22 protein-coding genes are annotated in these 26,463 nt (G+C 51.7%); 7 read left to right on the forward strand and 15 right to left on the reverse strand.

The annotated features are described in order from the left end of the window. Window positions 1–13 precede the first annotated feature (13 nt). Genes DFER_RS19295 through DFER_RS19305 form a run of 3 tightly spaced genes read right to left on the reverse strand, consistent with a single transcriptional unit; the run spans window position 14 to window position 4,806 of the window. The gene (locus tag DFER_RS19295) at window positions 14–2,119 is read right to left on the reverse strand and encodes a ComEA family DNA-binding protein (RefSeq protein ID WP_143828768.1); all 2,106 of its coding nucleotides are present in this window, start codon (window positions 2,117–2,119) and stop codon (window positions 14–16) included. 36 nt (window positions 2,120–2,155) lie between these two features. Continuing rightward, window positions 2,156–3,019: a carboxylating nicotinate-nucleotide diphosphorylase gene (gene nadC, locus DFER_RS19300; protein ID WP_015813327.1), complete on the reverse strand. Its 864-nt coding sequence runs from the start codon at window positions 3,017–3,019 to the stop codon at window positions 2,156–2,158. Window positions 3,020–3,036: 17 nt separating this feature from the next. Continuing rightward, on the reverse strand, window positions 3,037–4,806 hold the full coding sequence (locus DFER_RS19305) for a capsule assembly Wzi family protein (protein ID WP_015813328.1): 1,770 nt from the start codon (window positions 4,804–4,806) through the stop codon (window positions 3,037–3,039). Window positions 4,807–4,932: 126 nt separating this feature from the next. Here DFER_RS19305 and upp point away from each other — a divergent pair, with 126 nt between their 5' ends. Continuing rightward, window positions 4,933–5,577, forward strand: a complete 645-nt coding sequence (gene upp, locus DFER_RS19310; RefSeq protein WP_015813329.1) for a uracil phosphoribosyltransferase — start codon at window positions 4,933–4,935, stop codon at window positions 5,575–5,577. Between the two features lie 11 nt (window positions 5,578–5,588). Here upp and DFER_RS19315 read toward each other — a convergent pair whose 3' ends face one another. Beyond that, window positions 5,589–8,672, reverse strand: a complete 3,084-nt coding sequence (locus DFER_RS19315) for a carboxypeptidase-like regulatory domain-containing protein (protein WP_015813330.1) — start codon at window positions 8,670–8,672, stop codon at window positions 5,589–5,591. Between the two features lie 290 nt (window positions 8,673–8,962). Between DFER_RS19315 and DFER_RS19320 the strand changes: the two genes are divergently transcribed. From DFER_RS19320 to DFER_RS30935, 3 genes are all read left to right on the forward strand, one after another. Continuing rightward, window positions 8,963–10,030, forward strand: coding sequence for a mannose-1-phosphate guanylyltransferase (locus DFER_RS19320; RefSeq protein ID WP_015813331.1), 1,068 nt, complete (start codon window positions 8,963–8,965; stop codon window positions 10,028–10,030). 109 nt (window positions 10,031–10,139) lie between these two features. Beyond that, window positions 10,140–10,418, forward strand: coding sequence for a hypothetical protein (locus DFER_RS29940; RefSeq protein WP_143828769.1), 279 nt, complete (start codon window positions 10,140–10,142; stop codon window positions 10,416–10,418). Beyond that, window positions 10,357–10,650 carry a type II toxin-antitoxin system RelE/ParE family toxin gene (locus tag DFER_RS30935; protein WP_187293395.1) on the forward strand — a complete coding sequence of 98 codons (294 nt, stop codon included), beginning with the start codon at window positions 10,357–10,359 and terminating at the stop codon, window positions 10,648–10,650. The genes DFER_RS29940 and DFER_RS30935 overlap by 62 nt, the downstream gene beginning before the upstream one ends. 3 nt (window positions 10,651–10,653) lie before the next feature. Here the strand turns inward: DFER_RS30935 and recF are convergent, their stop codons facing one another. Next, complete coding sequence (recF, locus tag DFER_RS19330; RefSeq protein WP_015813334.1) at window positions 10,654–11,751, reverse strand: DNA replication/repair protein RecF; 1,098 nt, start codon at window positions 11,749–11,751, stop codon at window positions 10,654–10,656. 124 nt (window positions 11,752–11,875) lie between these two features. Here recF and pdhA point away from each other — a divergent pair, with 124 nt between their 5' ends. After that, window positions 11,876–12,907 (forward strand): pyruvate dehydrogenase (acetyl-transferring) E1 component subunit alpha, encoded by a 1,032-nt coding sequence (gene pdhA / locus DFER_RS19335; protein WP_015813335.1) that lies wholly within the window; start codon window positions 11,876–11,878, stop codon window positions 12,905–12,907. A 138-nt stretch (window positions 12,908–13,045) separates the two neighbouring features. Beyond that, window positions 13,046–13,930 (forward strand): twin-arginine translocase subunit TatC, encoded by an 885-nt coding sequence (gene tatC, locus DFER_RS19340; protein ID WP_015813336.1) that lies wholly within the window; start codon window positions 13,046–13,048, stop codon window positions 13,928–13,930. Between the two features lie 13 nt (window positions 13,931–13,943). Here the strand turns inward: tatC and DFER_RS19345 are convergent, their stop codons facing one another. From DFER_RS19345 to DFER_RS19365, 5 genes are all read right to left on the reverse strand, one after another. Next, window positions 13,944–15,038, reverse strand: a complete 1,095-nt coding sequence (locus DFER_RS19345; protein ID WP_015813337.1) for an aminotransferase class I/II-fold pyridoxal phosphate-dependent enzyme — start codon at window positions 15,036–15,038, stop codon at window positions 13,944–13,946. Continuing rightward, window positions 15,035–16,063, reverse strand: a complete 1,029-nt coding sequence (locus DFER_RS19350) for a dipeptide epimerase (RefSeq protein WP_015813338.1) — start codon at window positions 16,061–16,063, stop codon at window positions 15,035–15,037. The genes DFER_RS19345 and DFER_RS19350 overlap by 4 nt, the downstream gene beginning before the upstream one ends. A 29-nt stretch (window positions 16,064–16,092) precedes the next feature. Further along, window positions 16,093–16,968: an NAD kinase gene (locus tag DFER_RS19355; protein WP_015813339.1), complete on the reverse strand. Its 876-nt coding sequence runs from the start codon at window positions 16,966–16,968 to the stop codon at window positions 16,093–16,095. Window positions 16,969–17,060: 92 nt separating this feature from the next. Then, window positions 17,061–17,732: a CBS domain-containing protein gene (locus DFER_RS19360; RefSeq protein ID WP_015813340.1), complete on the reverse strand. Its 672-nt coding sequence runs from the start codon at window positions 17,730–17,732 to the stop codon at window positions 17,061–17,063. A gap of 89 nt (window positions 17,733–17,821) precedes the next feature. Beyond that, window positions 17,822–18,595: an alpha/beta fold hydrolase gene (locus DFER_RS19365; protein ID WP_015813341.1), complete on the reverse strand. Its 774-nt coding sequence runs from the start codon at window positions 18,593–18,595 to the stop codon at window positions 17,822–17,824. Window positions 18,596–19,002: 407 nt separating this feature from the next. Here DFER_RS19365 and DFER_RS19370 point away from each other — a divergent pair, with 407 nt between their 5' ends. Then, window positions 19,003–19,908 carry an alpha/beta hydrolase gene (locus DFER_RS19370; protein WP_015813342.1) on the forward strand — a complete coding sequence of 302 codons (906 nt, stop codon included), beginning with the start codon at window positions 19,003–19,005 and terminating at the stop codon, window positions 19,906–19,908. Here DFER_RS19370 and DFER_RS19375 read toward each other — a convergent pair whose 3' ends face one another. The 5 genes from DFER_RS19375 to nuoK form a co-directional block, all read right to left on the reverse strand. After that, entirely contained in the window at window positions 19,909–21,054 is a 1,146-nt protein-coding gene (locus DFER_RS19375) for a polysaccharide biosynthesis protein (RefSeq protein WP_015813343.1), read from the reverse strand. Window positions 21,055–21,169: 115 nt separating this feature from the next. Continuing rightward, entirely contained in the window at window positions 21,170–22,564 is a 1,395-nt protein-coding gene (locus tag DFER_RS19380; RefSeq protein WP_015813344.1) for an NADH-quinone oxidoreductase subunit N, read from the reverse strand. A gap of 9 nt (window positions 22,565–22,573) precedes the next feature. Then, complete coding sequence (locus DFER_RS19385; RefSeq protein WP_015813345.1) at window positions 22,574–24,022, reverse strand: complex I subunit 4 family protein; 1,449 nt, start codon at window positions 24,020–24,022, stop codon at window positions 22,574–22,576. A 54-nt stretch (window positions 24,023–24,076) separates the two neighbouring features. Then, window positions 24,077–25,996 carry an NADH-quinone oxidoreductase subunit L gene (gene nuoL, locus DFER_RS19390; protein ID WP_015813346.1) on the reverse strand — a complete coding sequence of 640 codons (1,920 nt, stop codon included), beginning with the start codon at window positions 25,994–25,996 and terminating at the stop codon, window positions 24,077–24,079. Window positions 25,997–26,049: 53 nt separating this feature from the next. Further along, the gene (nuoK, locus tag DFER_RS19395) at window positions 26,050–26,403 is read right to left on the reverse strand and encodes an NADH-quinone oxidoreductase subunit NuoK (RefSeq protein ID WP_015813347.1); all 354 of its coding nucleotides are present in this window, start codon (window positions 26,401–26,403) and stop codon (window positions 26,050–26,052) included. Window positions 26,404–26,463 lie beyond the last annotated feature (60 nt).

Raw genomic sequence — 26,463 nt, forward strand, 5'->3', positions numbered from 1 at the left:
CAAAAATAGGGGTTCAAAACTGATACATCACCTGCATTTTTGCTTCGCTGCGTTTGTTGCCTTCAATTTCGTTGAGTCCCGAGCTGATCTTCTCAATGTCAGAATACCGCGTTTGCGACCATCGGAGCCATATTTTAAGCTGTTTTGAAACCGTGTACCGCAGCATTACATAATGCCTTGTGCCGGTGTTATAATAGGCCGGAATCGAGAATGCATAGAGCATATCTTTCTCGTACACATATTGCCGGCTGTCGTAATCGTCGGTTTTGAAAAAGGCCACACGTCCGCTGATTTCCACTTTGGACAAATGCCAGGTAACATCCTGCACAACCGTAAATCCATTCGAACCAGCCGTACGCTCATTTTTAAGCCCGCCGTATTGGAGTCTAGTCCGGAATGCGCATTGAAGCGGAACTTCATAATTGATATTAAACATCGCCGTCCGTTTGATAGACCAAACCAGCGTCGGCTCACCGCTCTCTGCCGAAGGATCATTCACCTGCTTATGCTTTTCGTGAAAAAGCACATAGGCATTCAGCCGCCTGGAAGGCTTCCAGAGCCAATGCAGGAAGTAATCATAGCCGACAGACGGTCTATCGACCTGGTATTTCAGCCACGGAAACCGGAAATAATCGAAGTAAGCGCTCCATTGCCATTTCCGCGAAGGGGACCAGCGAATGCCCGCGTAAGCACCGCGTTCATTGATAGGGCGGGTGGCTTCGCTGATGGGGTTGCCGTAAAATGTGTGAAAGTTGCGGGCATAATGCCTGACCATCACCGAAACGTCGAGTTTCCTGCCAATGCTGGCGATAAGACCGCCGATCGCACCGGTGCCGCCGCTTTTGGAAATGGCACTTTCTGCGAAAAAGTGAATGTTCTGCCAGCGGTAGTCGCCGTGGAGGCCTGCTACCAAATTTTGTTTACCCGAAAATTCGTAGCGGTTGTAAGCCAGATCGCGCTTTTGGATAAATGAATTATAGCCGGTACGCAGCATTGTCAGCCCGATCTGCCCTCTGTGCGAAGCGAACCTGTGCATGAAATGCAGGCCCGCATTCTGTTCGCGAAGGGCATTGTGTTTCTCAATTTCCGAAGGCGTGCGGTGGTAGCCCGTAATGGGTAGCGAAGTGGTGACGGTGGAATGATTGCTGTCGGCGTCCTGCGTTGCGTCGCGTTTGGTTTTGGAGATGAAAATGGTGAGATCGGTGCGGGAAGTAATGCTGAATGCAGCTGCCATGCCGCGGAAAAAGTTGGCTTCGGTGGCGGAAGTGTAAGCTTTCAGGCCGGTGGTGCTTCGGTAAACAGTTCGGATCACTTCGGAGCCTTTGCCCAACGAAAACCCTGCGCCGGTGATCATTCCCTGCCCGGCCTGCATTTGGAAATCACCGATGATCAGGTTTTTAAGCCTTCCCCGGTTCATGATCTGGGCGTGAAATGAAGTGTAGTCAATACCGAAAACCTGCCTCTGCGCATTCCAATCCCATACTTCTTCACCGGAATCTTTTTCCAATGTAATGCCAAAACTATACGCACCGCTCCGCGCATTGCGGTAGCGCAGATATCCGTTGAAAGGCGGCCCCTGATAACGCGTCACGGCATTCGAGCTCGAATCCAGCGGTGCAAAACCCTTCTGCCGCTCCATGAGTTTACCCGAACGAAACATCAGGAAATGCTGACCCGGATTTTTAAGCGCATCCTGAATGGAAACCGCTTTGGTACTGACCGTTACAAATGGCAAAAGCCTGCGAATGGTGTAAATGTCGAACCCGGCAATGGCTTGGAGTTCGTAAAGTGAAAGCAATGCACCCGCCTTTTCCCGATAGTCAAAAAATGCCCGGATTTGTTCTTCGCTTAAAATAAAAGTAGTGGCCAAATCGTCCGGCGTGGCTGTATTCAGGTCGAGTGGGCTGGCATATAGCTGCAAAAGTGCTTCGAACAGCTCTTCCGAATCGTCGGGAGGAATGGGGAAGAGCTCGGCAATGAAGGTGTTGATGTCGATTTCGCCGCGCGGCGGATTTTGGCCCAGCGAAACAGCTGGTAGGTAAATGCAGAGCAATGCAGTTGCCCACAGGAAATATCCGAACGGAAACCCTTGAAGATCAAAAGCGTATGTTGTTTTCATCGATCTCAGCATACGCTTTTGATATGAATGAAAAGGTTAGAAGGCTTTCAGACTTAAATCCAGACTTCGCGCCTGATGCGTGAGCGCACCGCTGGAAATTCCATCCACACCGGTTTCGGCCACTGCGCGTAATGTTTTTTCGGTAATGTTGCCCGAAGCCTCCGTCTCGTACCGCCCGCCGATCCGCTTCACCGCTTCGCGCAGGTCGTCGAGATTGAAATTATCGAGCATAATAATGTCAACCTGCCCCACGCGCAGCACCTCGTCCACCTCGGCAAGGTTCCGCGTTTCGACTTCGATTTTGAGCTTCCGGCCGGTTTCTTTCAGGTACTTGTTGGCCCCGGTAATGGCCGCTTCGATGCCGCCGGCGTAATCCACGTGGTTGTCCTTCAACATGATCATGTCGTAGAGGCCCATCCGGTGGTTCACCGCGCCGCCGATTTTCACGGCCAGTTTTTCAAACAGCCTGAAATTCGGGGTCGTTTTGCGTGTATCGAGCAGTTTTACAGGCAAATCCTTGATCAGGTCCGACATTTGCCGTGCATAAGTGGCGATACCGCTCATGCGCTGCATAATGTTCAGCACCAGCCGTTCGGCTTTCAGGATCAGCCGCGCACTTCCTTCTACCGTAAAAACAATGTCTCCTGTTGATACGACGGCGCCGTCAAAAAGTAACACATCAATTTTCGGAAGGGGATGATTATAATATTTTGCGGTCTCATCGAAGATGATCTGCGCCACTTCCACACCCGCGAGCACACCGCCCTGCTTCACCAGGAGCTTGGCGCGCTTGGTAGCGTTTTCGGGCACGCTTGCGAGCGATGAATGGTCTCCGTCACCGATATCTTCCAGCAATGCGAGCCTGAGAAGATTCCGGAGTTCGTGGGGGTCAGTTTCCATTTTAGTAGAAATTAAAATCAGTAGGTTTGCTGCCGGTACGCCATATTGTAGCGGATGGCAATCGAAAAAATGTTGGAGTTGGTGGCCACCTTCGCGTCCTGTGACGTCACTTTCCGAATCAGGTAGCGGCCGTCCAGGAACAAATTGTGGGCCAGTGAATACGACAATCGCAAATCGGTAAACAAGGTCGTCGCTTTAATGCCCTGGCCGATCTTCTGGTTCAGCTCACTTTCTCCTTCACGGTCCACATGCCGGGTTTCGTAGCTCTTCAAAATGTCGCCTCCGTAGTTCATCAAAGGCTTGTCCGACGGATCTTTACCCTGCATGGCCGACATGACGGTGCCGTAAATCGACAGCCTCGGCGTGGCTTTGTAGCGGATAATCCCTAAATATTCCCGGAAGTTGGCCCCGAGCGGATGTGCAAGCGCCTGCCCGTAATGCATGTAATTGCGCCCGCCGTCCTTGTGCGAGTACGTGTAGGGGCGCACGACGTTGTATTCGGCCTGCAAGTCGAGGTTGGGTACGCCAAATGCGTCCACATATTTGGCGCCGAGCTGGAAGCTGTATTTGTTGGTCCAGGAGCCGCTGCCGTTGAAAAGGTATTTGGTCAGAAACTCGTCGAGGACGAATTGGCTGTAAATGGAAGCAGTTTTGCCCACCAGCCAGCGGAAGTCGAAACCAAGCAATGCATTGTCCTGGCTGCCGATGTAGGATTCGACGTAACGGTAGAAGATAATGGGATTGAGGTAGTTGAGGTCGTAGCCGCCGCCTACCGAGTCGCGGTTAAACACTTCCGCTTCGAATACGCCGACATTGATTTTGTCGGTCAGGTTCACGCTCAAATGGTGGATCGCAGCGAATTTCTTTTTCCTCAAAAATTCCGAAAATGCATCCTCGCCGCCATCTATCATGCTGGTCCAGAGGTTGGTATAATGAAACCGGCCCAGCTGTGTATCCACGCGCAGAAACAGGTAAGGACTGCTGTTGTCCGAAAGCACCAGCGAACGGTAACCGCTGCCGAAAGTATTGTAATCGTGCCCGAATTTGACATTAATGGCTTTCAATGGCCGGAAAGTAATGTAGCCGCGGGCCGAAAGGAAGTCGTTGCCGTGGTTGCGTGTCGCTTTGGCCAGCCCTTCGCCGGGGAAGCTGTATTTGGGGGCGAATGCATTGACGTACCTGGGAAAACGTCCCTGGTTGTCCGATACAAAAGTGTAAAAACCCAGCTTTTCGTTGATCATCCCCCGGATCTCCACGCCCCGGCCGGTAAACCACAGCGATTGATGCGACGTGGTGTCGTAGCTGTTGTCTCTTCCGATGAAATTGGTGGTGGTAAAATTGAAATGCAGGTCGAAATCTTTGTTGTGGATGCTGTAAAGGTCGGCCGGGTGGTGGAAAAACTTCCGTTTCTGTCCCGGCGGAGGCGATTTAAACCAGCCGAGTCGGGCAAGCCGGTTGTATTTGGCCGAATCGGTCGAGATCATTCCCTTGGTCCATTCCCAGCTGTCTTCGCGCAGGTAATCGATCGTTTCCCAGTCGCGGTCGGTCAGGTCCGTGGTACCTTCTTTCAAAATGGAATCGGTGAGCGCCACCACGGCTTTGCGTTCGAATGGCTTGGCATTGTAGTGAAAACCTTCGGAAAATTTGCCCCTTTTGATTTCCAGACGATCAATGAGATGATAATAGTCGTCATTGAGCGGAACGAATGAACTTTGCGCGTGTACGTATGCTGAGGATACCAGTGTTAAAAACAGTATTTTAAAATGCCGGATAATTCCCTGATACATAGGCAACAAAAATCTTCTGACACGGCAATATGAGCTCTTGCACGTAATTTTTAGAAATGGTCTTCCAAATTACGTCAATGAATTTGTATTATCTTGCATGGAGTAGTCTAAAAAACTGTCGCTCCCATGTTTTTACTTTCCCAGAAACCTTCCATAGCGGATCATTACCTGGCCGAATTACGTGATGTGAATTGTCAGACAGACCGGATGCGGTTTCGGCGGAATATGGAAAGGGTGGGTGAGCTGCTGGCTTACGAATTGTCCAAAACGCTCACCTTCAAAACGGAGAAAGTAGAAACGCCGCTCGGTACGGCACCGTGCCGCTCGATGCTGCAACCCATTGTGCTCGCTACGATCCTGCGCGCCGGGTTACCATTTCACCAGGGTTTCCTGAACATTTTTGACAAAGCCGATAATGCATTCATCGGTGCCTACCGCGGGCACCACATCAATGCCGAGGAGGAATTTACGGTGGAAATGGACTACATTACCAGCCCCGATCTTACCGGAAAAATCCTGGTCATGATCGACCCGATGCTCGCGACCGGCCGGTCGATGGAAAAGGTTTACCATGCATTGCTGCGCTTCGGCATTCCTTCGCAAACACATATAGCCTCCGTTATCGCCAGTCCGGAGGGCGTGCAATACCTGCAAAGCCGCATTCCGCAATGCCGCCTCTGGCTCGGGGCGGTGGACCAGAAGCTGAACGAACAATACTACATTGTACCAGGCCTTGGCGACGCCGGCGACCTGGCTTTCGGCGAGAAATAGCTTCGCGCTTTTCAGTTCAGCAATTCATCGAACATAATAGACACGTAATAGGTGCTGCCCACATTCGGGCTGGCATACGACTGGAAGTACGATTTCCCGAACAGGTTTGTCCCGCCCAGCTTGACGATTGATTTGATTGCCTGAATTTTCCGGCTCACCTGCGCATCCAGATTACTGATCGCCGGCACCCGCGTGTTCGAAAATATCGGAACATCCGTGGTGGTAGGCACCACAAAGCTCGATTCCCACAAAAAGGCCTGCTGATAGCGATAAACCACGTTGAAGCCCCAGTTATTGGCACTCGTAATGCGCCGGCCGAGGCTTACATTGTACCGGTATTTGGGTGTGTTAAACTGTGAATACTGCACTTCGGGCGACGGCGTGAAGTCTTTCAGCTCATTGTTCGCCACATTGCCGCCGATGTTGAATCCTTTGGGTAATACGTAGTTTAATCCGACAGCGAAACCGCGCGTGGTGATGGTTTCGGTCGTGTTCACCGTCCGCGCAAATCCCTGATAACTACCCACTCCAATACCCGATTCGAGCGGCAAACCCGGTGCTGCCGCAGCGGTAGGGACCACGATCACCGTTCCGCCGATCAGGTTTTTGTATTTACTGATGTAATAGTAGGCGTCGATAAACAGCCCTTTCGCAATAATGCCCTTGTAACCGATCTCGTAGGTGGCTATGCGCTCGGGTTTGAGTTTAACAGGTTGGTATTTAGGCAATTCTCCCAACGCATAGGCTTTGGCCAGGTCCGGCACGAGGGCGGGCACTTCCTTCGCCAGAATGCCGGGGAGCTGCGCAGCCAGCACGCCAGGAAGCGCCTGGTTCACGCCTGCTGCGATGGCGGCTTGTATCGCCGCTGGGTCATTCGGGATGGTGCCTGCGGCTACGCCCTGGGTTACCTGGGCAGTTACCGCGGTGGTCACCTGTTGGGTAATGGCCGTGGTTGCCTGCTGGGTCACCACCACCGTCGCATATTGCTGGGCGCTCTGCACGACCGATGGGTTGCTGTTTACGACGGCCATTACCGCCGCTTCGGAGAGGTTTTGACGGAGGATGCCGCTGGAAAGGTTGTAGCGGGAATCAAACTCGGGCAGGCCGCCAACGAGCGTTCCCGAAGGCGTTCGGAGGTCGATGTACTGGTTCTGCGTGGTTGGGATGCGGAAACCGGTTTGGTAGGAAAGGCGGATATTATGCTCTCCGAATGTGGTAACCGCCGACACCCGGGGCGTAAACTGTCCGTCGAAATTCTCGTTTTTATCGTAGCGGATCGAGCCGGTCAATTTCAAATGATCGGAGAGCAGGTTTTTGCCTGCCTGCACAAATGCGCCCCATTCCTGGATCGGGATGGTCCCATCGCGGCCTTCCTTAGTATCGGCAAACAAAGTGCCGGCAGAGCGGAGCGTGTAAAGACGATAGTTGGCGCCCGCGATCAGTTCTAGGAAGCGGACCTGATTTTTGAAATTATAAAAACCTTCGGCGTGGTACATGTTCGTTTTATCGGCAAAACCGCCTCCGCCATTCACAATCGGCATGTTCCGGTATTTGTCGAGCAGCTGGGTGAATGCTGCGCTGCCCGGTTGAGGCATACCCTGATCGGCAGTTTGCCGGGCGAGCACGTGTGCGTCCGCCTCCGCGGCACCCGCGCCGCGCGCCTGCACGAATGCACCCACATATTGCCCGAACCACGTGTTATTCGGCTTGATCTCACCGAGCATGGACACCGCGGCGAGGCCCGAAAGGTACGATTTCCCCGAGCGCTCCTGGGTCGTGTAGGCCCTCACCGTGAAATTGTCGCCCCGGAGTTCTAGTTTGGCCTGCGTGAGGTTGAAATCGCGCAGGGAATAGCGGCCGGTGCCGGTGTAAACGGTTGTTCCGTAACCATAATTAACCTGCGCGATGGCTTCCACCTTCTCGTTGAAGCGGTAATGCAGGGCTGCATTGGCCTTGAAACTTTTGGTATCGTAGTCCACAAGATCTTTCTCGCGGAAACCCGTCCGGCTCACGAATGTGTTTGGCACCAGATTTACAGCCGCCTGTGGGATCTGGCCTGCCGCTGCGAGTGTTTTGGCTACTGCGTTGATATTCGTCTGGATTTCATCTCCGTAAACGTTCGTTCCGTCATAGTCCAGGTCGGTGCCTTTTCCACGGTCCGGGTCTGCATTGCCGCCTACATTGAGGTTGGCATAATTGGTGGCTTCCCAATCCTTGGCCTGGATGTACGAGAGGTTTACCTTGAATGCGAACTTGTTATTGAATGCCTTCGCATAACGGATTGTTGCCTCGCCAAATGGCGTGGTCGCTTTCGAGCGGTTCTTTTCGTGCATGATCCCGCCTTTCAGGTTGGCGCTCAGTCCCTGGTACAGGAACGGGCTTTTGCTGTTCATCAGCACGAGGCCATTTACCGCATTCGGGCCATATAATGCCGATGCAGCGCCGGGGAGCACTTCCACGCTCTCGACGTCGAGCTCAGAAATGCCTATGATGTTATCGAGCGGGAAATTCAGCCCGGGTGCCTGGTTGTCCATGCCGTCGATCATTTGCACGGTACGCGGGTTACCCGTGGCGCCGAAGCCGCGCGTGTTGATGGATTTGAACAAAACACCCTGCGTCGTCATGTCGATGCCTTTAAGATTAGCCAATGCATCGTAAAAATTAGTGGCAGGGGTGTCGCGGATGCCGCGGATATCGAGCCTTTCGACCGCCACGGGCGATTTCATCACACTTTCCTCCACGCGGGACGCCGAAATCACGATTTCCTTGCCAAGTACCGGCTGCTCTACCATTTTAATTTCGAGGTCGGATATGCTGGCCGTCACCGCAATCTCCTGCGTTTGGAAACCAACTGAACTTACAATAATGGAAAATGGTGGATTTGAAGTGGTGGTCAATGCAAATTCGCCCTTTGTATCGGTGATCGTGCCGGTCACCTTGCCTTGTATACGAATGCTCACGCCCGCGAGCGGCTCCTGCGTGATGGATTCGGTAATCCTGCCTGTTAAACTAATCTGTGCAAAAGAATGTTGGCAAAACAACAATGTCAGGACCAAAAGGAGCGGGGTCCCAGAGGATGCATAAGTCGTTTTCATGGTTCTTAATGGGCTGATGTCTGTAACAAGTTACTAAGAATTTCATCTTGTTGTCATTATGTCCTATTTTTTCTTTGGGTATTTATAAAACTGATTTTCAGGTCCTGTGAGATGTATACAATGGCTGGCATATAAACGAATTTGCTGGCCGCGCGGATGATCGCTCAGAGTGCCACGAACTAATTTTCGGCCACTTTTCGGGGCAGTCTGCTAAGCATACTGACTCTTTATCATTAGTTTTGAGGGATTTTATTTAACGTTATCAAAAAAACTTACCTTACACAACACAGATGCAGGATACTTATGTGATTATCATGGCAGGCGGTGTAGGCACCCGCTTCTGGCCTTTCAGCCGGACGGACTTCCCGAAACAGTTCCATGATGTGCTCGGCACCGGCCGGTCACTTTTGCAGCAGACTGTCGACAGGTTCGAAGGCGTTTGCCCGATTGAAAATATTTATATCGTAACCAGCCAAGAATACAAGGAGCTGATTAAACAGCAGATTCCCGAGCTGACCGACGACCAGATACTCCTCGAACCGCACCGCCGGAACACCGCGCCCTGCATTGCTTATGCATGCTACAAAATCGCCGCGCGTAACCCGAACGCCAACGTGGTGGTGGCCCCCGCGGACCATATTATTTTGAAGGAGGAAGTCTTCCGCGATACCATCAGGGTCGCATTGGGCGCAACCCGCAACGAGGATATCCTCGTGACGCTCGGCATCCAGCCGACCCGTCCCGACACCGGTTACGGCTACATCCAGTACATTCCCGACAAGCTGACGGTCAAAAAGGTGAAGTCATTCACCGAAAAGCCGCACCTCGAACTTGCCTTGCAATTCCTTGACAGCGGTGATTTCGTGTGGAACGCCGGGATTTTCGTGTGGAATATCAATGCATTCAAGAAAGCACTGACGTCCTTCCAGCCCGACATCGCCGAGATTTTCCAGGGCGGAAACGAGCACTATTACCTCGATTCGGAAGATGCATTCGTTCAGCGGGCTTACCAGCATTGCGGCAGCATTTCGATCGACAATGGTATCATGGAAAAGGCTGAAAACGTGCACGTTGTGCTGGCGAGCTTCGGATGGTCGGACCTCGGCACGTGGAAATCCATGTACGAAGTATCGGAAAAAGACGCCAACCTGAATGTAACGGACGGCAACCTGATCCTGCACAACACCACGAACTCGATCATCAAAACGCCCAAAGACAAGCTGGTGGTGGTCAATGGCCTCGACGGTTTCATCGTAGCCGAGTTCGACGGCGTGCTCCTGATCTGCAAAAAAGACGACGAACAAAAAGTGAAGGAGTTCGTGGCGGAAGCCAAGGAACTCGACCCTAAATATGTTTGATACGGTGGATGGTTAATCCCAGCCGTTCGGAAAGCCAGGTCGTTTCGTCCTGGCTTTTGTGTTTTTAATTTGTAAATTCACAGTAAGGTACAGGTCAATCGAACAGCTCATGTCTAGTCGCGAAGAAATAACAGCAGAGTTAATGCAGCTTGTGAACGAGGTCAGTGACGATCGCTTGCATGACCTGCTACTTACCATCCGCGCATTTGCCGAGCAGGAGGCATATGCAGGGGTTGATACGCATTCTCCTGAATTTTTAGAAAAACTCAACGAATCTCTACGCTCTGCCGAAACAGGTCCTCTTTTCTCTAATGAAGAGGTATTTAATGAAATCAGGCGTGGTTTACGAGATAAAATGGAGTCCGCTCGCAAAGAAAGATTACACTGACATAATAAGTTATCTTTATGATGTCGGCGGTGATCGAAGTGCCGAAAAGTTTACGGATAGTCTTCAAGCCAGCTTGGAAAGGTTGGAGCGTTACCCCTACATCGGCACGGCAGACGAAATTATCCCTTCGATGCGGAAACTGCTACTTTACAAGCGGTACCGCTTGGCCTACACGGTGTTTGAAAATACTGTCCTGGTTATGAATATCACGCATTCCTCGCAGCGTCGCTAGCAGCTATCCTTTCAACACCTTCTCAATCTCAAAAAACCTTACATCCGCCTTCACATGCTCCAAAATCCGCTGCGAGCGCTCCGGCCGGGCATCGGTGATGAAAACCTGCGCTAAAAATCCCGTATCAATCAGCTCGATCAGTTTGTGAATGCGCCGGTCGTCAAGCTTGTCGAAGATATCGTCCAGCAGTAGGATGGGCGTTTTGCCTTTTTCTTCTTTTAATAGTTCGAATTGCGCGAGTTTCAGGGCGATCAGAAAGGACTTTTGCTGGCCTTGTGAGCCGAATTTTTTAAGCGTAACCCCGTCTATTTCGAAAACGTACTCATCCTTGTGAATGCCTTTGCCTGTGCGTTGCGCGTGGAGGTCGCGGCTGCGGTTGCGGCGGAATTCGGCGGGGAAGTCCGGGCTGACGACTTCGCTTTCGTAGATCACGTCCACTTTTTCGTGACCGCTGCTGAGGAATTCGTAAAATTTATAGAATAGCGGGACGAATTTTTCCATGAATGCCGCCCGGTGCTGGTGAATGCGCTGCGAAAGGACAATCAGGGGCTCGTTGTACGTTTCGAGCAGGTCTTCGTCGAGGTGATTGCGTTCGGCGAAAAATTTGAGAAGGCCGTTTCGCTGGGTTAATATCTTGTTGTACTGCAAAAAATCGGTCAGGTAACCGGGCACGGCCTGGCCCAGCACGCCGTCGAAAAAGCGGCGGCGTTCTTCGCTGCCCTCGCGGATGAGATCGGTATCGTCCGGGGCAATGAGGACAACAGGAAAAAGGCCGATATGGTCGCTGAGGCGGTCATAATGCTTTTTATCGGCCATAAACACCTTGCGCTGGCCGCGTTGTAGGCTGCATGTGATCTGAATGTGCTTACCGTGTTCGTTGAAAACGCCGTCAAGCAGGAAAAAATCGTTGATATGGCGGATGCCCAGCGCGTCCTGGTTATGGAATGCGCTTTTGGTAAGGGTCAGAAAATAGATCGCGTCGAGCAGGTTGGTCTTGCCGCTGCCGTTCTCGCCCACAATACAGTTCACATGTTCTCCAAAAACAAAGGCCTTCTCCTCATAGCTTTTAAAGTATGTAAGACGGAGCTTTTCTAGCCACATGAACTTCTTTGTTATTTAGTTTATGCTTATTTTCGCACATCATTGCGTGAGTACGGCAAAACAGACTCTGTTCATACCATAACTTTAAGACAAAGTTCTGTCTTTATAAACGAGAACCAAATACATGGCCACCGTTACTGAGAAAAAGAAAGCATCAGCCCCCAAAAAGTTACAGCATCCGAAGGAGCAATACATGTTCTGGTTCGAGAATATGCTTTTACAACGCCGTTTTGAAGAAAAATCGGGCCAGTTGTACGGTCAGCAGAAGATTCGTGGTTTTTGTCACCTCTACATCGGCCAGGAAGCCTGCTCTTCCGGCGCGGTGAGTGCCTTGAAAAAGGGCGACAAGTACATTACCGCTTATCGTGACCACGGTATTCCTCTCGCATTGGGCACCAGCCCGAACGCGATCATGGCTGAGCTTTACGGCAAAAAAACCGGTACTACCAAAGGTAAGGGCGGTTCCATGCACATTTTTGATAAAGAAGTAGGGTTCATCGGAGGCCACGGTATCGTGGGCGGCCAGATTCCCCTTGGCGCTGGTATCGCATTCGCCGAAAAATATAACAAAACCGATAACCTGTGTATCTGCTACTTCGGTGACGGAGCGATCCGCCAAGGTTCATTCCACGAAACGCTGAATATGGCGATGAGCTGGAAACTGCCCGTGATCTTCGTGGTCGAAAACAACGGTTATGCAATGGGTACTTCCGTAGCGCGTACTTCGAACGTGACGGAGCTTTACACATTGGGAGAAGCTTACGACATTCCTTCCGAGCCGGTTGACGGTATGAGCGTGGAGGCAATCCACGAAGCGGTTTCCCGCGCTGCCGAACGTGCACGCAAAGGCGAAGGACCTACTTTCCTCGAATTCCGTACGTATCGTTACCGCGGGCACTCGATGTCCGATCCGCAGAAATACCGTTCGAAAGAGGAGGTTGAAGAATACAAACACCGCGATCCGATCGAGCAGATCCGCGCGGTGATCCTTGAAAACAAGCTGGCTACGGAAGAGGAGCTGGATAACATCGATAAAAAAGTAAAAGAAATCGTTGCGGAATCCGTGCAGTTCGCCGAGGAATCGGAATGGCCGGACCCGAAAGAAGCTTACACGGATGTGTACGTGGAGAACGATTATCCTTTTGTAATGGATTAATTTGATCCAGAACGCATGAATAAAAAACCCGTCGGATCACTTCGACGGGTTTTTTAAGTAATTTCAACTTTTCGTAAACAGGGAATGATCCTGTTTTTCAGTTTCCACGTAGATTGAGTTCTAGTAATAAATTAAAATATGTCCCTGGACCAGGATTTTGAAAGAGAAGACGATGAAGACGGCGATGGCAAGGAAATGTCGTTTATCTCGCATCTCGAGGAATTAAGATGGCATGTGATCCGCGCTGGCGCTTCTATTCTGATATTCGCCATTATTGCGTTCATTTATATTCAGGAAATCTACCATTACGTGATCGTCGCGCCCTCGCGGCCCGATTTCTGGACTTACCGGATGCTTTGCAAGCTGTCGGAGATTACCGGGTATGAGGATTTGTGCGTGAAGGCATTGAATTTCAAAATGCAGTTCATCGGGATGGGGGATGCCTTTACGATGAGTATGACGTCGTCGGTCATCACCGGCTTGCTCTTCGCATTCCCGTATGCATTCTGGGAAATATGGCGTTTTATAGAGCCCGGACTGAAACCTTCCGAAAAAAGATCGGCGCGTGGAGCGGTATTTTATGTAACATCGTTATTCTTCTCGGGCGTACTTTTCGGCTATTATATCGTCTCGCCGCTCGCGATCAACTTTCTTGCCAACTACACTCTGGACCCGTCCATTATCAATGAATTCAGCGTGGCGTCGTACATTTCACTGGTCGCAACCCTGACCCTCGCTTGCGGTGTGGCTTTCCAGTTGCCAATCGTCGTATTTGTTTTGTCTAAAATCGGCATTCTTACGCCAGCTTTTATGCGTGAATACCGCAAGCATTCAATGATCGTTATCCTTATCGTGGCCGCGATCATCACGCCTTCGCCCGACATTTACAGCCAGATTCTCGTCGCAATTCCTTTGTTCCTGCTTTATGAGATCAGCATCATGGTGTCGGCAAAAGTGGAACGTGAAAAGCTGCGTGAAGAAACGCGCCTTGCTAAACTGGGCGGAACGTTAACCGAAGACTGATTCAATTAAAATATCAGGCAAAAAACTGCTTACAGACCTCGGCCAGCCGGTCGAGGTCTTCTTTTTGATGCAGGCTGCTGATCGCAATGCGGGTAACCGGGGTGTCGGTCGGCGAAGGGTAGGAGAAGCAGGAAGCCATAATGCCGTTGTTCAACAGGTGGTCGAACAACGCGGCATTCAACGAGCAGAAAACAGGGTAGTCCGGAACCGTCTGGAACGGTAAAATGCCATTCATTTTCGCATTGAAATAACGAACCTTCTCCATCAGAGTAGCCCGCGCGGCCGCATATTTATTTTGCTCTAAAAGCATTTTCAATGCGTAGGCATAGGCAGGCGCCGGCGGCGACGCGCCCGCGAACCATGGCGATTTCCGCAACGATTCAATCACATTTTCCGAACCCCAAACGGCCCCGGCGGGAATGCCCAGTGCCTTGTTGAGGGAGGACACAAAGATCGTTTGTTGTAAAAGTTGCGGGTTAATGCGTTCTGCCACGCCATTTCCACCAGCACCTACAATGCCTAGTGAGTGCGATTCGTCCACCAGCAACCATACATTGGCTTGTTGGGGAATGGTATTGAAAAGCGAAAAATCAAATGCCTTCACCATCGGAGATCCCACGGCATTCGTGCAGATGATATGTGCCGTATTCGGTTCAGCAGCATTGATCTTGCTGACCGTTTTTGTTGCCCAATCACTCCATTCGCCATTGTTTCGGTCAAATGCATTTCCCCATAATGCAGGATGTACACCCGGTGCGTAGTGGTAAGCAATCTGAGCAGTTTTCCCTGCCTGCTGAACGATGTTTTCAATCTCCTTCATCAGCAACTGTCCTGCCCACATCCCGCACGAAACGATCAATGCCGAATCACTTTGCAGGAAAACAGCCAGTTGCCGTTCCGCATTTTCATAAATATCGAGTCGCAGACTATTATTTCTGGAGCTACCGTAGTGATTTCCGAAGCTTTCCGTAGCCACACTTAAATACCTACGAAGATCTTCGTCGTGGCCCATTCCAAGGTAATCGGTGCCGCTGAACCATAGAAATTGCGCCCCGTCGGTAGTTTCGACGATGCGGCCGGGAAGTTTGCTGGTGTGATAAGTGTTCACCGCGAAACGAATTCGGGTTTCAATGCAGCGCCGGTGCCGTTGCCTGTGGCATAAATTACCTTTCCAAAGTCGAAAGTTACGCCGGTGGCAGGATCGTTGCGGATCAGGAGCGAGCCGTCCATATCCACGTAGTCGAGCAGCGGGAGCAAATGTGCGATGGCTGAGATGCCTACGCTAGTCTCGGTCATGCAGCCTACCATCGTTTTCATGCCCAGCGACCTGGCTTCGGCGATCATCCGCAATGCCGCAGTGGGGCCACCGCATTTGGTGAGTTTGATGTTGATACCGTGAAACAAGCCCTGGCATTTGGCCACGTCCGCTTCGATAATGCAGCTTTCGTCGGCAATGACAGGCAATGCGCTCGCTTCAAACACTTTTTTCATGCCCGCGATGTCGTCGGCAGGCAATGGCTGCTCGATGAACTCGACACCTAATGCAGCCAGTTGGGGCGCAAGTTCGATGGTTTTTTCGGCCGTCCAGCCGCAGTTGGCATCCACGCGAAACAGCGCATCGGTATTTTTTCTTAATTCCGTAACAATGCGCAGGTCTTCGTCGGTTCCGAGTTTGATCTTGTAAATCGGCCAGGGAAGCTCCTGCATTTTGGCCACCATCTTTTCCACCGTGTCGATGCCGATCGTGAAGTTGGTCATCGGAATATGTTCCGGCGAGAGGCCCCATGCTTCGTAGAGTTTCAGGCCCCTTTTTTTGGCAAAATAATCCTGCGCAGCCTCGTCCAGGGCACATTGTGCAAATGGATGATCTTTAAGAAGCGGATGCGCAAGCGCCCAAAGCTCTTCCGCGGAGCCGTAACGGCCCTCTTCCACGATTTGCTTCACCCTGTCCAATGCGGCGATCATATTGTCGATCGTGACCCCATAATAGGGGTTGGAAGTGGCTTCGCCGAATCCTGCAAAGGTGCCGTCGTTCAGCTGTACGATCAGCGTTTGCTGCACGTCGCGCGAGTCGTGCGCGATGGTGAAGGTGTGTTTCAGTTGGAGGTCGAAAGTGTGGAAGGTAAGGCGCATAGGGTGTCGGAAATAGAGATTTCAGGGGCCTAATTTCGCATATCGAGGCCCCAGGATAGCTTGCTTCTCAGGGTATTCAGAAAACTGTCGTCTTTCATCTTGATGAGGCGCGCCCGGAAGCCTGCCTTACGCACCAGCAGCTGCGTGTTTTCATCCACAATGCGCGAACGCGCATCGAGCGACACGAGGAAGTTGCTGCTGCGGCTTTTCACTTCCAGGCGGATCACCGCAGTATCTTCCACCACCAGCGGTCGCACATTGAGGTTATGTGGGCTGATGGGCGTCACGATGAAGTTCTGCGAATGCGGCACAAGTACAGGCCCTCCGCAGCTCAATGAATAGCCCGTGGAGCCCGTGGGTGTGGAAATGATGAGGCCGTCGGCCCAGTAGGAATTCAGAAATTCGTCGTTCAGGTAAGTGTGGACGGTGATCATCGACGAAGTATCGGTTTTGGTGATCGTGAAGTCATTCAAACCGAAGTTCAGTCCGTCGAACAGGTCGATATTCGACTCTACCTCCACCAATGTGCGCTCGTCGATGCGAAACTGGCTGTTTTCGAGCGCGGCGATCATGTCGGTGATGCGTTCCGGCGAAACGGTCGCCAGGAAGCCCAGACGCCCCACATTGATCCCAATGGCCGGAATTTGCCGCTTGCCCACGTGCGAAATGGTTTCCAGCAGCGTGCCGTCGCCACCCATGCTCACGACCAGGCGCGCATCGCAGAGCTCTTCCGGTTTTTCGTAAACCTGTTCCGAATAATGCGAAATCCCGGCCTGATCCAGAAAAGTCCGGAACGACTTCGAAAGCTGAACCTCGACTTTTCGGCGCGACAGTTCATCGAACATGTTTTCAATGAAAGGTCTGGCGGACTCGTTAAAGTTGCGTCCGTGAATGGCGATTTTCATGAAGGAAAAATAAAACTTGTGGTATCATCCGAAAGATACGGGACAAATATGCCGATTCAAAAGCCGCAGGCACATTTGCCGACCGTCGGATGCTAGGTGGCGAGGTAGCGCAAAAGCATATCGAGGCGCTCCTGATCGAGGGTTTCGATGGGGTCGTTGGCATGTGCTTCTTCGACCTCATACCCGAACCGTTCCAATGTGGCGATAATGGGGGTAATGTGGGTCCGGTTGAGCTTCAAAGTCAGCCGGGCTTCGTTGGTAGGGTTGTAAATTTCGCCCGAAGAATAGTAACTGCTGAGTATTTTCACGCCATTCGATTCGATCAGCCGGCTGATTTCAGAGAGCGAATAGTCGCGTTCTTCTATTTTAAGGACAATCACGGCGCCTTTTTCCTGCACGCCCAGCTCGTTCACGAACCGCTCCACGAGGTCGTTCACCAGGATGCTTCCGGCAAATGTGCGGTCCTCATGCAGCACGGGAATGATCATGAGCCCGAACTGGTTTACCAGCCGGAGCAGCTCATAAGGATGCTGGTCTTCGGTGGCAAAAATGTCCTTATGCTGGATGATTACTTTGGAAAGGTGCTCCGAAATATCGGTAATGTCGAAGAGAATATCTTCGGACACAATGCCCTGGTAAACACCGGAGTCGGCGACGATCAGCTGCTTCACGCCAAACTCGTCCATCCAATCCAAAGCCGTACCCACCGAATCGCTCGGTTTCAGTACGGGAATCATTGGATTTATCAGAGTGGCTGCGAGCATGGGTCAGAACGTCATTTTTCGAAGCTATAAAAAAACAATATATAGATCAACTATCGTAACAAAAGAAATTTTCCCGCAATTCCCGGGTTTCAGGCCATGGGCACCGACACGTCTTTTTCGAGGAAGCTTTCCAGGATCACGTTGAACTCGTGCGGATGTTCCATCATCGGTGCATGGCAGCACTTATCGATAAAGTACAATTCAGAGTTGGCTATCAGGCGGTTAAATTCGTATCCGACATGCGGCGGCGTAATGGTGTCGTTCAGGCCCCACACGAGTAGCGTAGGCACGGTGATCTGATGCAGATCTTTGGCCAGATTATGACGCTGAGCCGATTTAGCGATTCCAACGATGCTCATGCATTTCGGAATGCTGGATGTGGTTTCGAACACCTCGTCGATCAGGTCTTTCGTCGCCACCTCCGGATCGTAGAAAGTATATGCTACGCGCTCCTTGATATAATCATAACTTCCGCGTTTCGGGAACGAGCCGCCCATTGAGTTTTCGAACAGGCCCGAGCTGCCCGTCAGGACCAGCCGCTGCACGTTCTCCTGGTTTTTCAGCGTGTATAGCAAGCCTATATGGCCACCCAGCGAGTTGCCGATAGCGGTAACGTTGGTTAGATTTTTAAATGAAACAAAGTCTTCCAGAAAGGCGAGCAGCGCTTCCAGGCCAGCCTCGCGCGGCGGAAGTTCATAAATCGGAAGAAGTGGAATAACGACCCGGTAACGACTTGAAAAATGGTCGATAATGCCATCCCAGTTACTCAATGCACCGAAAAGGCCATGCAAAAGCAGTAACGTCTCGCCCTTTCCCTCGTCGATAAATTTGAACCTGCCTTCTGCACGTACTGTATATTTCATTCTTTTTGTGGATTTAAGACCATTTATAACTTATCAAAGAAACTAGTGCATGATTAGGATACTCTACAAAACTAGTTATTTTTTTGATTGTACAATGGGACAAAGTAACAAACGCGGTCCGAATTTCTTGTAAATATTATATTAATATTATAAGAATTAGACAAATAACATAGAATGGTGCAATTCCGTTCGCTCTCCGCCCGGGTGCCCCGCGTACAGGCGGACAGGTAAATTTTCCGAAGCCGCGCCTTAACCTGATACCGGCCGGTTACACTAACGCCCGCCGCGGCGAATGCTTCTGTATGACCGCCGTCCCGGTATGTGTAACCGAAATTTAGCCAGAAATTAGTTTTAAAAGGTATTAGAAAAAAATTAAAACATACTCGCAATTGTTTGATTCTTCCCCCATGACAAAGCTATTCGTGATGCCGGTTGCGCTCCTGCTGATGCTGGCTGCACCGCTCTGTGCCCAGACGGAAATGCCGCTTTACCCCGGAAATATCCCCAATGCCACAGGTGCCGAGGACCAGGAAGCGAATAAAGACAATGTAGTCCGGAATGTTTCCAAGCCCACTCTTACGGCATTTTTGCCGCCAGCCGGCACTGCGAAAGGCCCCGCGGTGATCGTGTGCCCGGGCGGCGGCTATGGCGTGCTGGTGATCGAGCGCGAGGGATACCGGGTGGCGAAGGAGCTGAACAAGCAGGGCATTGCCGCATTCGTACTCAAATACCGGCTTCCGAGCGACCGTACCATGAAGGACAAGGCGCTGGGACCCTTACAGGACGCGCAGCAGGCCATTAAAACGGTCCGCGAGAAGGCCAGCGAATGGAACATCGATCCTGCCAAAATCGGAATTATGGGTTTCTCGGCCGGTGGCCATCTTGCTTCTACGGCTGGCACGCATTACGACAGCAGCTTCATCGACAATCCTCAAAAGACAAGCCTCCGCCCCGATTTCATGATCCTCGTTTATCCCGTGATCAGTTTTGAGGGCAAAATCGGCCACAAAGGCTCTGCGACTAACCTGCTCGGCGCTTCGGCCTCAGTCGAGCGCGCGCACTATTTTTCCAACGAAAAGCAGGTGACGGCCTCCACGCCGCCCGCTTACTTGACGCACGCCGGCGACGACGCGACGGTGCCGGTATCCAACAGCCTCCGCTTCTACGAGGCTTTGCAGGCGAAAGGCATTGCCGCCGACATGCACATTTACTCCCAGGGCCAGCATGGCTATCCGAAGACGCCATCGTTCGACGAGTGGTTTGGCCGGTGCCTGCATTGGATGCGCACAACGGGCTTTTTGCCGGGCAACTGATCAAACGGCCGGTGCCACGGCCTCGGATGCTTGGCGCAGCACATCAAGCCGTGCAAATGGCGAATTGGCGCTGATGTACTCGGGGATTGCCGATTTGAGAATGCTTACCATTCGTTCGGGCTCGCAGGATGTGAGCGCATTCTGCAATGCGGGCAGCCATTGCTGCATCCACGAGGCGGCGTCGCCGGAGAAGGCGGTGCTTTGGATTTTCCCCCTCGCGCAGGCCGGGCCGGAAGGCGGCTCTTCCGATAACTTTTCACCCGGTCGCAAGCCGGTAAAGCGGATTTGGATATCCGTCCCCGGCCCTAAGCCCGCAAGCTCGATCATCCGTTTGGCCATGTCGGCTACGCGCACAGGCTCACCCATGTCGAAGGAGAGAATTTCGTGGCCGTTACTGATCGCTGCGGCTGCCAGCACGAGCTGGCAGGCTTCGGTGACGGTCATCATGTACCGCTCGGCGTGCGGATGTGTGACGGTGATCGGTCCGCCTTCGCGGATTTGTTGTGCAAAACGGAGCAGAAACGAGCCATTGGAGCCCAGTACATTTCCAAAACGTGTGATGATGAACCGCGTCCGGTCGGGAAATCTGTTAGCCAGGTTTTGAAGGTATATTTCGGCAAAGCGTTTGGTGGCACCCATCACGCTGGCGGGCTTGATGGCTTTGTCGGTTGAAATGTAAACAAACTTGCCCACGCCATGCGATACTGCCAGGTCAGCCAGTATTTTGGTACCGAAAACATTCGTTTTGATCACCTCGTAAGGATGTCGCTCCATCAGTGGGACATGCTTGTAGGCAGCGGCGTGCAGCACGGTGTCGACCTTCGAATGCGCGAAAATGTCAGACATCCGCAGCGCATCGGTAATGCTGCCGATGCAGGTGTTAATGTCGGTTTGAGGATATTGTTCAGTCAGTAAAAGGTCGAGGTCGTGCAATGGGCTTTCTGCCTGATCCACGAGCACCAGCCTTGCGGGCGCACATGCGCAGACCTGCGCGGCAAGTTCGCTGCCGATCGTCCCGGCGGCGCCGGTGATGAGGACGGAGCGGCCTTTGATTTCCCGGATGATATTATCACGGTCGAGTACGATGGGGGAGCGGCCGAGGAGGTCTTCCGGCCTGAATGTGCAGGTGTGCGGTCTGGTTTGCATGGGATATCGTTTTAGAATAACTGATATCGTTGATACGCTCGCCGGATCATTTGGTCACAAAAAAAGAGCCGTAAAATGTACAGCTCTTTTCGTAAACCCATTAAGGAAAATGTATTTAGATAAGCCCCTCAAAAATACCGGGGGCCAGACCGAACAGGATCGTCAGGAATGTAGCGAGCACGAGAATGATCTGATAGAACGGTGCTACGCGGATTTTAACAGTGTCACCTTCCTTGAAATAGGATGAAATTATCACACGGAAATAGTAGTAGATACCCACTGTGGACATCAGCACCGCAAAAACAGCTATCCACATAATGCCACGCTCTGCCGCGCTCGTGAAAATGAAGAATTTACCCCAGAAACCGGCAGTAAGCGGAATCCCGGCCAATGAGAGCATCGAAACCGCCAGTACAAATGCCAGGAGCGGATTTTGCTTGGCAAGGCCATTAAATGCCTCGTAACGTTCATTGGGCTGGCCTTCGATGGTTTTTTCTTTCGAAACAAGCATGAGCACGCCGAATGCCGCGATGGTGGACAGCGAGTAGGCGAGTGAGTAGAAAATAATGGCGTTTTGCGTTGGCTTCGTCAGGGCTGTAAGCGCGATGAGCAGGTAACCGGCGTGTGAAATACCCGAGTAGGCGAGCATTCTTTTGAAACTGCCCTGGCTGGTAGCGCCAATGTTACCGACCAGCATGGTGAGCATCGCAATGACCGCGATGACGATCCACCAGAAGCCGTAAATCGCAAATGTGTGGTTCAGCAAGCGGAACAACGCAGCGAAGCCAGCGGTTTTCACGATCGTCGACATGAAAGTCGTGAAAATGGTAGGCGCGCCTTCATACACATCGGGCGTCCAGAAATGGAACGGCGCGGCCGAGACTTTGAACAGCATACCGATCAGCAGCAGCAGCAAGCCCGCGTAGAAGATGTAGGATTGAGATGCGATTGGCATATTAGATGCAAAGCCTTGTATCGCCATGAGCTTGAACGAGCCGGTAGCGCCGTAAAGCAGCGTTATTCCGAAAAGCATGAAACCGGTCGCGAATGCACCCATGAGCAGGTATTTCAATGCAGCTTCGTTCGAGCGCAGGTTGCGCTTGTTGCTTCCTGTGAGCACGTACATGGCTACTGAGAGTATCTCTACCCCGATGAAAAGCATGATCAGGTGATCGAAGCCGATCATCATAATAGCGCCTACGAGCGAAAAGAGCATCAGCCCGTAATATTCGGCCGGTTCGGCATCGGCATTATCCTGGAAACCACCCGAAATGGCCACGATCATAAATGCGGAAAGCAATACGATCCCGTTGAACGCGAGGGTAAGTTTATCCACCCGCAGCATGTCGTTGAAATAAAGGAGCGGTCCTTGTCCCCACTCAACAAAGTTGCTTACCAGCGCGAGGGCCAGGAAAAGCAGCGTAGATGGCAGGAGGACGTTTTTGGATTTCGAAAAGCCCAGGAAAAGCGTTATAACTCCAAAAACCGACAACAATATAATGGGATACATATTCTTAACTTAGTTATTGACCAGTTGCAACAGTTGGTTTACAGCAGGCTCAGTTATTTTCAGGAATGTGCTTGGGTAAATACCGATCCAGAATACCATCACGATCAGCGGCAGCAATACGGCGCGCTCGCTGGCAGTCAGGTCCTGGAAACCTTCCACCCATTTCGATTTCGGGCCGAACATGGATTTCTGGAACAAACGGAGCATATACACCGAACCCAGAATGATCGTCAGACCGGCCACTGCACCCAGCCAGCCTTTGTATGCGAATACGCTGGAGAGCAACAGGAATTCCCCTACGAAACCGTTGGTAAGAGGCAATGCAACGCTACCGAGCAGCAATATCATGAAGTACACGCTCAAATGCGGCGTGCTCTGGGTAATGCCCCCGAGCTGATCGAGATAGCGGGTTTTGGTTCTGGAATAAATAATGTCGACGATGAAGAACAGGCCGATTACGTTGATACCGTGTGCGAGCATCTGGATCAATGCGCCCTGCAAGCCGTTCAATGAAGACGAGAACACGCCGGCGGCCATCAGTCCCACGTGTGCGAAGGATGAATAGGCGATGAGCGTTTTCATATCGCTCTGCTGGATGGCGATGATGGAACCGTAGATGATACCGATCACCGAAAGGATCATCGCGAGGAAGCCCCATTGCTCCATGCCCAGCGGCACGATCGGCAACAGCAGGCGGATCAGCCCGTAAACCCCCATTTTAAGCATAATGCCCGATAGAAGCATCGTTGCAGGAGTGGGTGATTCGGTGTAAGTATCAGGCTGCCACGTATGGAACGGGAACAGCGGCATTTTAATCGCGAATGCAATAAAGAATGCCCAGAACAGCAGGCCCTGCGCGGCGGGGCTCAGTTGGAGCTGGTAAAATGCAGCAATTTCGGAGGAATGTTCGCCCGGCGTTTGGTAATAGAGGTAAACCAATGCCACGAACATGAACAAGCTTCCGAAAATCGTGTAGATGAAGAATTTGAAAGTGACTTTAATACGATTTTCTCCGCCCCAGATCGCCGACAGGAAGTACACCGGGATCAATGCAGCCTCGAAGAAAAGGTAAAAAAGGAATGCGTCGGTTGCCGTGAAAACGCCGATCAGCGCCGCTTCCATGAAGAGGATCAGCGAGTAGAATGATGCGGGGTTTTTGTAATCGTTCTTGAATGCGGAAAGGATGATCAGCGGCGTGAGGAAGGTCGTCAGGAGCACGAGCAACATGCTGATGCCGTCGATACCCGCTGCGAACGAAATGCCTCCGGAAGCAAGCCAGGCGTATTTGAAGCCAAACTGCGAGCCGGCCGCCGGGTCAAATTGCAGCCAGGTAAATATAGCCACGCCCAAAGAAGCGAGGCCGCCAACCAGCGCAAGCTGCTTCGCCATGCGTTCGCCGGCCAGGAGGGTGATCACGCCTGCCGCTATCGGTAATAGTATTAAAAGAAGAGTAAGCATATTTTCAAGTCGACAGTCCGAAACGAATGTGGAACGGATTTATGGATGATCGGATCAGAGTAACAGCTTCCAGAACAGGATGACCACAATGCCGATCACCATTGCGAACACATATTCGCCGGTGGAGCCGGTTTGGGTTTTCCTCAACAATTTCGCAAACAGGCCCACCAGCTTCACCACCGCATCGATGATAAGGTCGATCGCAAATTCGCCCGCGGCGTACAGGAAGTTGGAAAGCACTTTTACAGGTTTTACAAATACCGAGTCGTACAGCTCATCCACGTAGTATTTGTTGTAAATAACCCGCTGCAAGCCCGATTTTTCCTCCGTATCCGCTGCCGGCACCGCGCCTTTTTGCACATACATCACATAAGCCGCAATGGCCGAGATCAACGCCGCCGCCACCGAAATGGCCATCAGCATATATTCTTCGGAATGCGAAAGCGAAGTATGTGCAAATGCTGCCGGATTGGCGGTTTTGGCCAGGTCGTAAAGCGGCGCCATAAACTGCGCCAGCTGATGCGAACCGTGCAATGCTTCGGGAACGCCGATAAAACCACCTGCGGCCGAAAGAATGGCGAGGATGATCAGCGGAACGGTCATAGAAGCCGGTGATTCATGCAAATGGTGCTCTTGCTCATGCGTGCCGCGGAATGTACCGAAGAAAGTCAGGAACAATAGGCGGAACATGTAGAAGGAAGTCATAACTGAACCCAGCACACCAATTACCCAGAGGATTTTGTTGTGTTCAAAAACATGCGCAAGGATCTCATCTTTCGAGAAGAAACCTGCAAATGGCGGGATACCTGAAATCGCGATGGTGGCGATAAGGAATGTAAGGAATGTAACAGGCAATTTCTTGCGCAATCCACCCATTGAACGGATATCCTGCTCGTCGGACATGGCGTGGATAACGCTACCGGCGCCGAGGAAGAGCAATGCTTTGAAGAATGCGTGGGTGATCACATGGAACATCGACGCCGAGTAGGCCATCGCACCCAGACCCATGAACATATAACCCAGCTGGCTCACCGTAGAGTACGCGAGCACTTTCTTGATATCGTTTTGCAAGAGACCGATCGACGCGGCGAACAATGCGGTGGCGCCACCGATAATGCCTACGATTTCGAGCGTGGAAGGCGCGAGGGAATACAGCACGTTGGAGCGGATCACCATGTAAATACCCGCGGTAACCATCGTAGCGGCGTGGATCAGTGCGGATACAGGCGTAGGGCCGGCCATCGCGTCAGGAAGCCAGGTATACAAGGGAATCTGCGCCGATTTACCCATTGCTCCAACAAACAGGAATAATGTAATGGTGATAATCACCGGGTCACCCACCTGGAAGCCCGCAGCAGCCTTGCTGAAAACCTCCGTATATTCCACCGAACCGAATGTGGCGATGATCGTGAAGATCCCGAGCAGGAACCCAAGGTCACCCACACGGTTCATAATGAATGCCTTGCGGGCTGCATTGTTGTAGTTGGTGTTCTTGTTCCAGAAGCCGATGAGCAGGTAAGAACAAAGTCCCACACCTTCCCAGCCGATGAACATGATCACGTAGTTCGAGCCGAGCACCAGCAGGAGCATGAAAAACAAAAACAGGTTCAGGTAAGCGAAAAACTTGCCGAAACCTGAGTCGTGGTGCATGTAGCCAATCGAATAAATGTGGATCAGCGAGCCTACGCCGGTGATGATCATCAGCATGAGCAATGACAGCTGGTCGATCTGGAATGAGAACGGGATGTGGAGGTCGCCGACGGTGATCCAGTCGAAAAGCGGCAGGACGAACGGCTGGCTGCCGGCTGCAACGAATGCATTGAACGTCATGACGGACAATACGAAGCTGGCAACAACTGCCAACGTTCCGATAATGCCGACTGCGCCTTTGGGAATATTGGGAAATCCGATTCCGTTGATCAGAAAGCCAACGAGCGGCAGCAGCGGAATCAGGATGAGTAATGATGCGGACATGTCTATTTTTTAATCTTTAATCTCTTGATTATGTACCGGTTGCGTGCCGATAATTACCATTTCAGCTTGTTCAGGAACCCAACGTCCGTGTTTCTGGTGTTGCGGTAAATCATTACAATGATCGCAAGTCCCACGGCCACCTCGGCAGCGGCTACGGCCATGATGAAGAATACGAAAACCTGGGCTGACGGGTCGGACCGGTAAGAAGAGAATGCGATCAGCAGCAGGTTTGCGGCATTCAGCATCAATTCAATCGACATAAAAATGATGATCGCGTTCCTGCGGGTGAGCACGCCGATGATGCCGATCACAAAAAGCAGGGTTGCAAGAATTAGGTAACTTTGAAGTGGGATATGTTGAATAACCGCTGGTATGTTAACCTCTGGCATGGTAGGGTTTGGGATCATAGCAGGTTTACCTAATGGGATATCCGGTTAAAATAGTCAAAAATAGATTTCAGGCAAAAA

This window comes from Dyadobacter fermentans DSM 18053 (genome assembly GCF_000023125.1).
Classification (GTDB): Bacteria; Bacteroidota; Bacteroidia; order Cytophagales; family Spirosomataceae; genus Dyadobacter; species Dyadobacter fermentans.

Bases quoted from the DNA above. Each gene is read 5' to 3' on its own strand.
- DFER_RS19295 (WP_143828768.1), bottom strand. From the start codon at position 2,119: ATGAAAACAACATACGCTTTTGATCTTCAAGGGTTTCCGTTCGGATAT.
- nadC (WP_015813327.1), bottom strand. From the start codon at position 3,019: ATGGAAACTGACCCCCACGAACTCCGGAATCTTCTCAGGCTCGCATTG.
- DFER_RS19305 (WP_015813328.1), bottom strand. From the start codon at position 4,806: ATGTATCAGGGAATTATCCGGCATTTTAAAATACTGTTTTTAACACTG.
- upp (WP_015813329.1), top strand. From the start codon at position 4,933: ATGTTTTTACTTTCCCAGAAACCTTCCATAGCGGATCATTACCTGGCC.
- DFER_RS19315 (WP_015813330.1), bottom strand. From the start codon at position 8,672: ATGAAAACGACTTATGCATCCTCTGGGACCCCGCTCCTTTTGGTCCTG.
- DFER_RS19320 (WP_015813331.1), top strand. From the start codon at position 8,963: ATGCAGGATACTTATGTGATTATCATGGCAGGCGGTGTAGGCACCCGC.
- DFER_RS29940 (WP_143828769.1), top strand. From the start codon at position 10,140: ATGTCTAGTCGCGAAGAAATAACAGCAGAGTTAATGCAGCTTGTGAAC.
- DFER_RS30935 (WP_187293395.1), top strand. From the start codon at position 10,357: ATGAAATCAGGCGTGGTTTACGAGATAAAATGGAGTCCGCTCGCAAAG.
- recF (WP_015813334.1), bottom strand. From the start codon at position 11,751: ATGTGGCTAGAAAAGCTCCGTCTTACATACTTTAAAAGCTATGAGGAG.
- pdhA (WP_015813335.1), top strand. From the start codon at position 11,876: ATGGCCACCGTTACTGAGAAAAAGAAAGCATCAGCCCCCAAAAAGTTA.
- tatC (WP_015813336.1), top strand. From the start codon at position 13,046: ATGTCCCTGGACCAGGATTTTGAAAGAGAAGACGATGAAGACGGCGAT.
- DFER_RS19350 (WP_015813338.1), bottom strand. From the start codon at position 16,063: ATGCGCCTTACCTTCCACACTTTCGACCTCCAACTGAAACACACCTTC.
- DFER_RS19355 (WP_015813339.1), bottom strand. From the start codon at position 16,968: ATGAAAATCGCCATTCACGGACGCAACTTTAACGAGTCCGCCAGACCT.
- DFER_RS19360 (WP_015813340.1), bottom strand. From the start codon at position 17,732: ATGCTCGCAGCCACTCTGATAAATCCAATGATTCCCGTACTGAAACCG.
- DFER_RS19365 (WP_015813341.1), bottom strand. From the start codon at position 18,595: ATGAAATATACAGTACGTGCAGAAGGCAGGTTCAAATTTATCGACGAG.
- DFER_RS19370 (WP_015813342.1), top strand. From the start codon at position 19,003: ATGACAAAGCTATTCGTGATGCCGGTTGCGCTCCTGCTGATGCTGGCT.
- DFER_RS19375 (WP_015813343.1), bottom strand. From the start codon at position 21,054: ATGCAAACCAGACCGCACACCTGCACATTCAGGCCGGAAGACCTCCTC.
- DFER_RS19380 (WP_015813344.1), bottom strand. From the start codon at position 22,564: ATGTATCCCATTATATTGTTGTCGGTTTTTGGAGTTATAACGCTTTTC.
- DFER_RS19385 (WP_015813345.1), bottom strand. From the start codon at position 24,022: ATGCTTACTCTTCTTTTAATACTATTACCGATAGCGGCAGGCGTGATC.
- nuoL (WP_015813346.1), bottom strand. From the start codon at position 25,996: ATGTCCGCATCATTACTCATCCTGATTCCGCTGCTGCCGCTCGTTGGC.
- nuoK (WP_015813347.1), bottom strand. From the start codon at position 26,403: ATGATCCCAAACCCTACCATGCCAGAGGTTAACATACCAGCGGTTATT.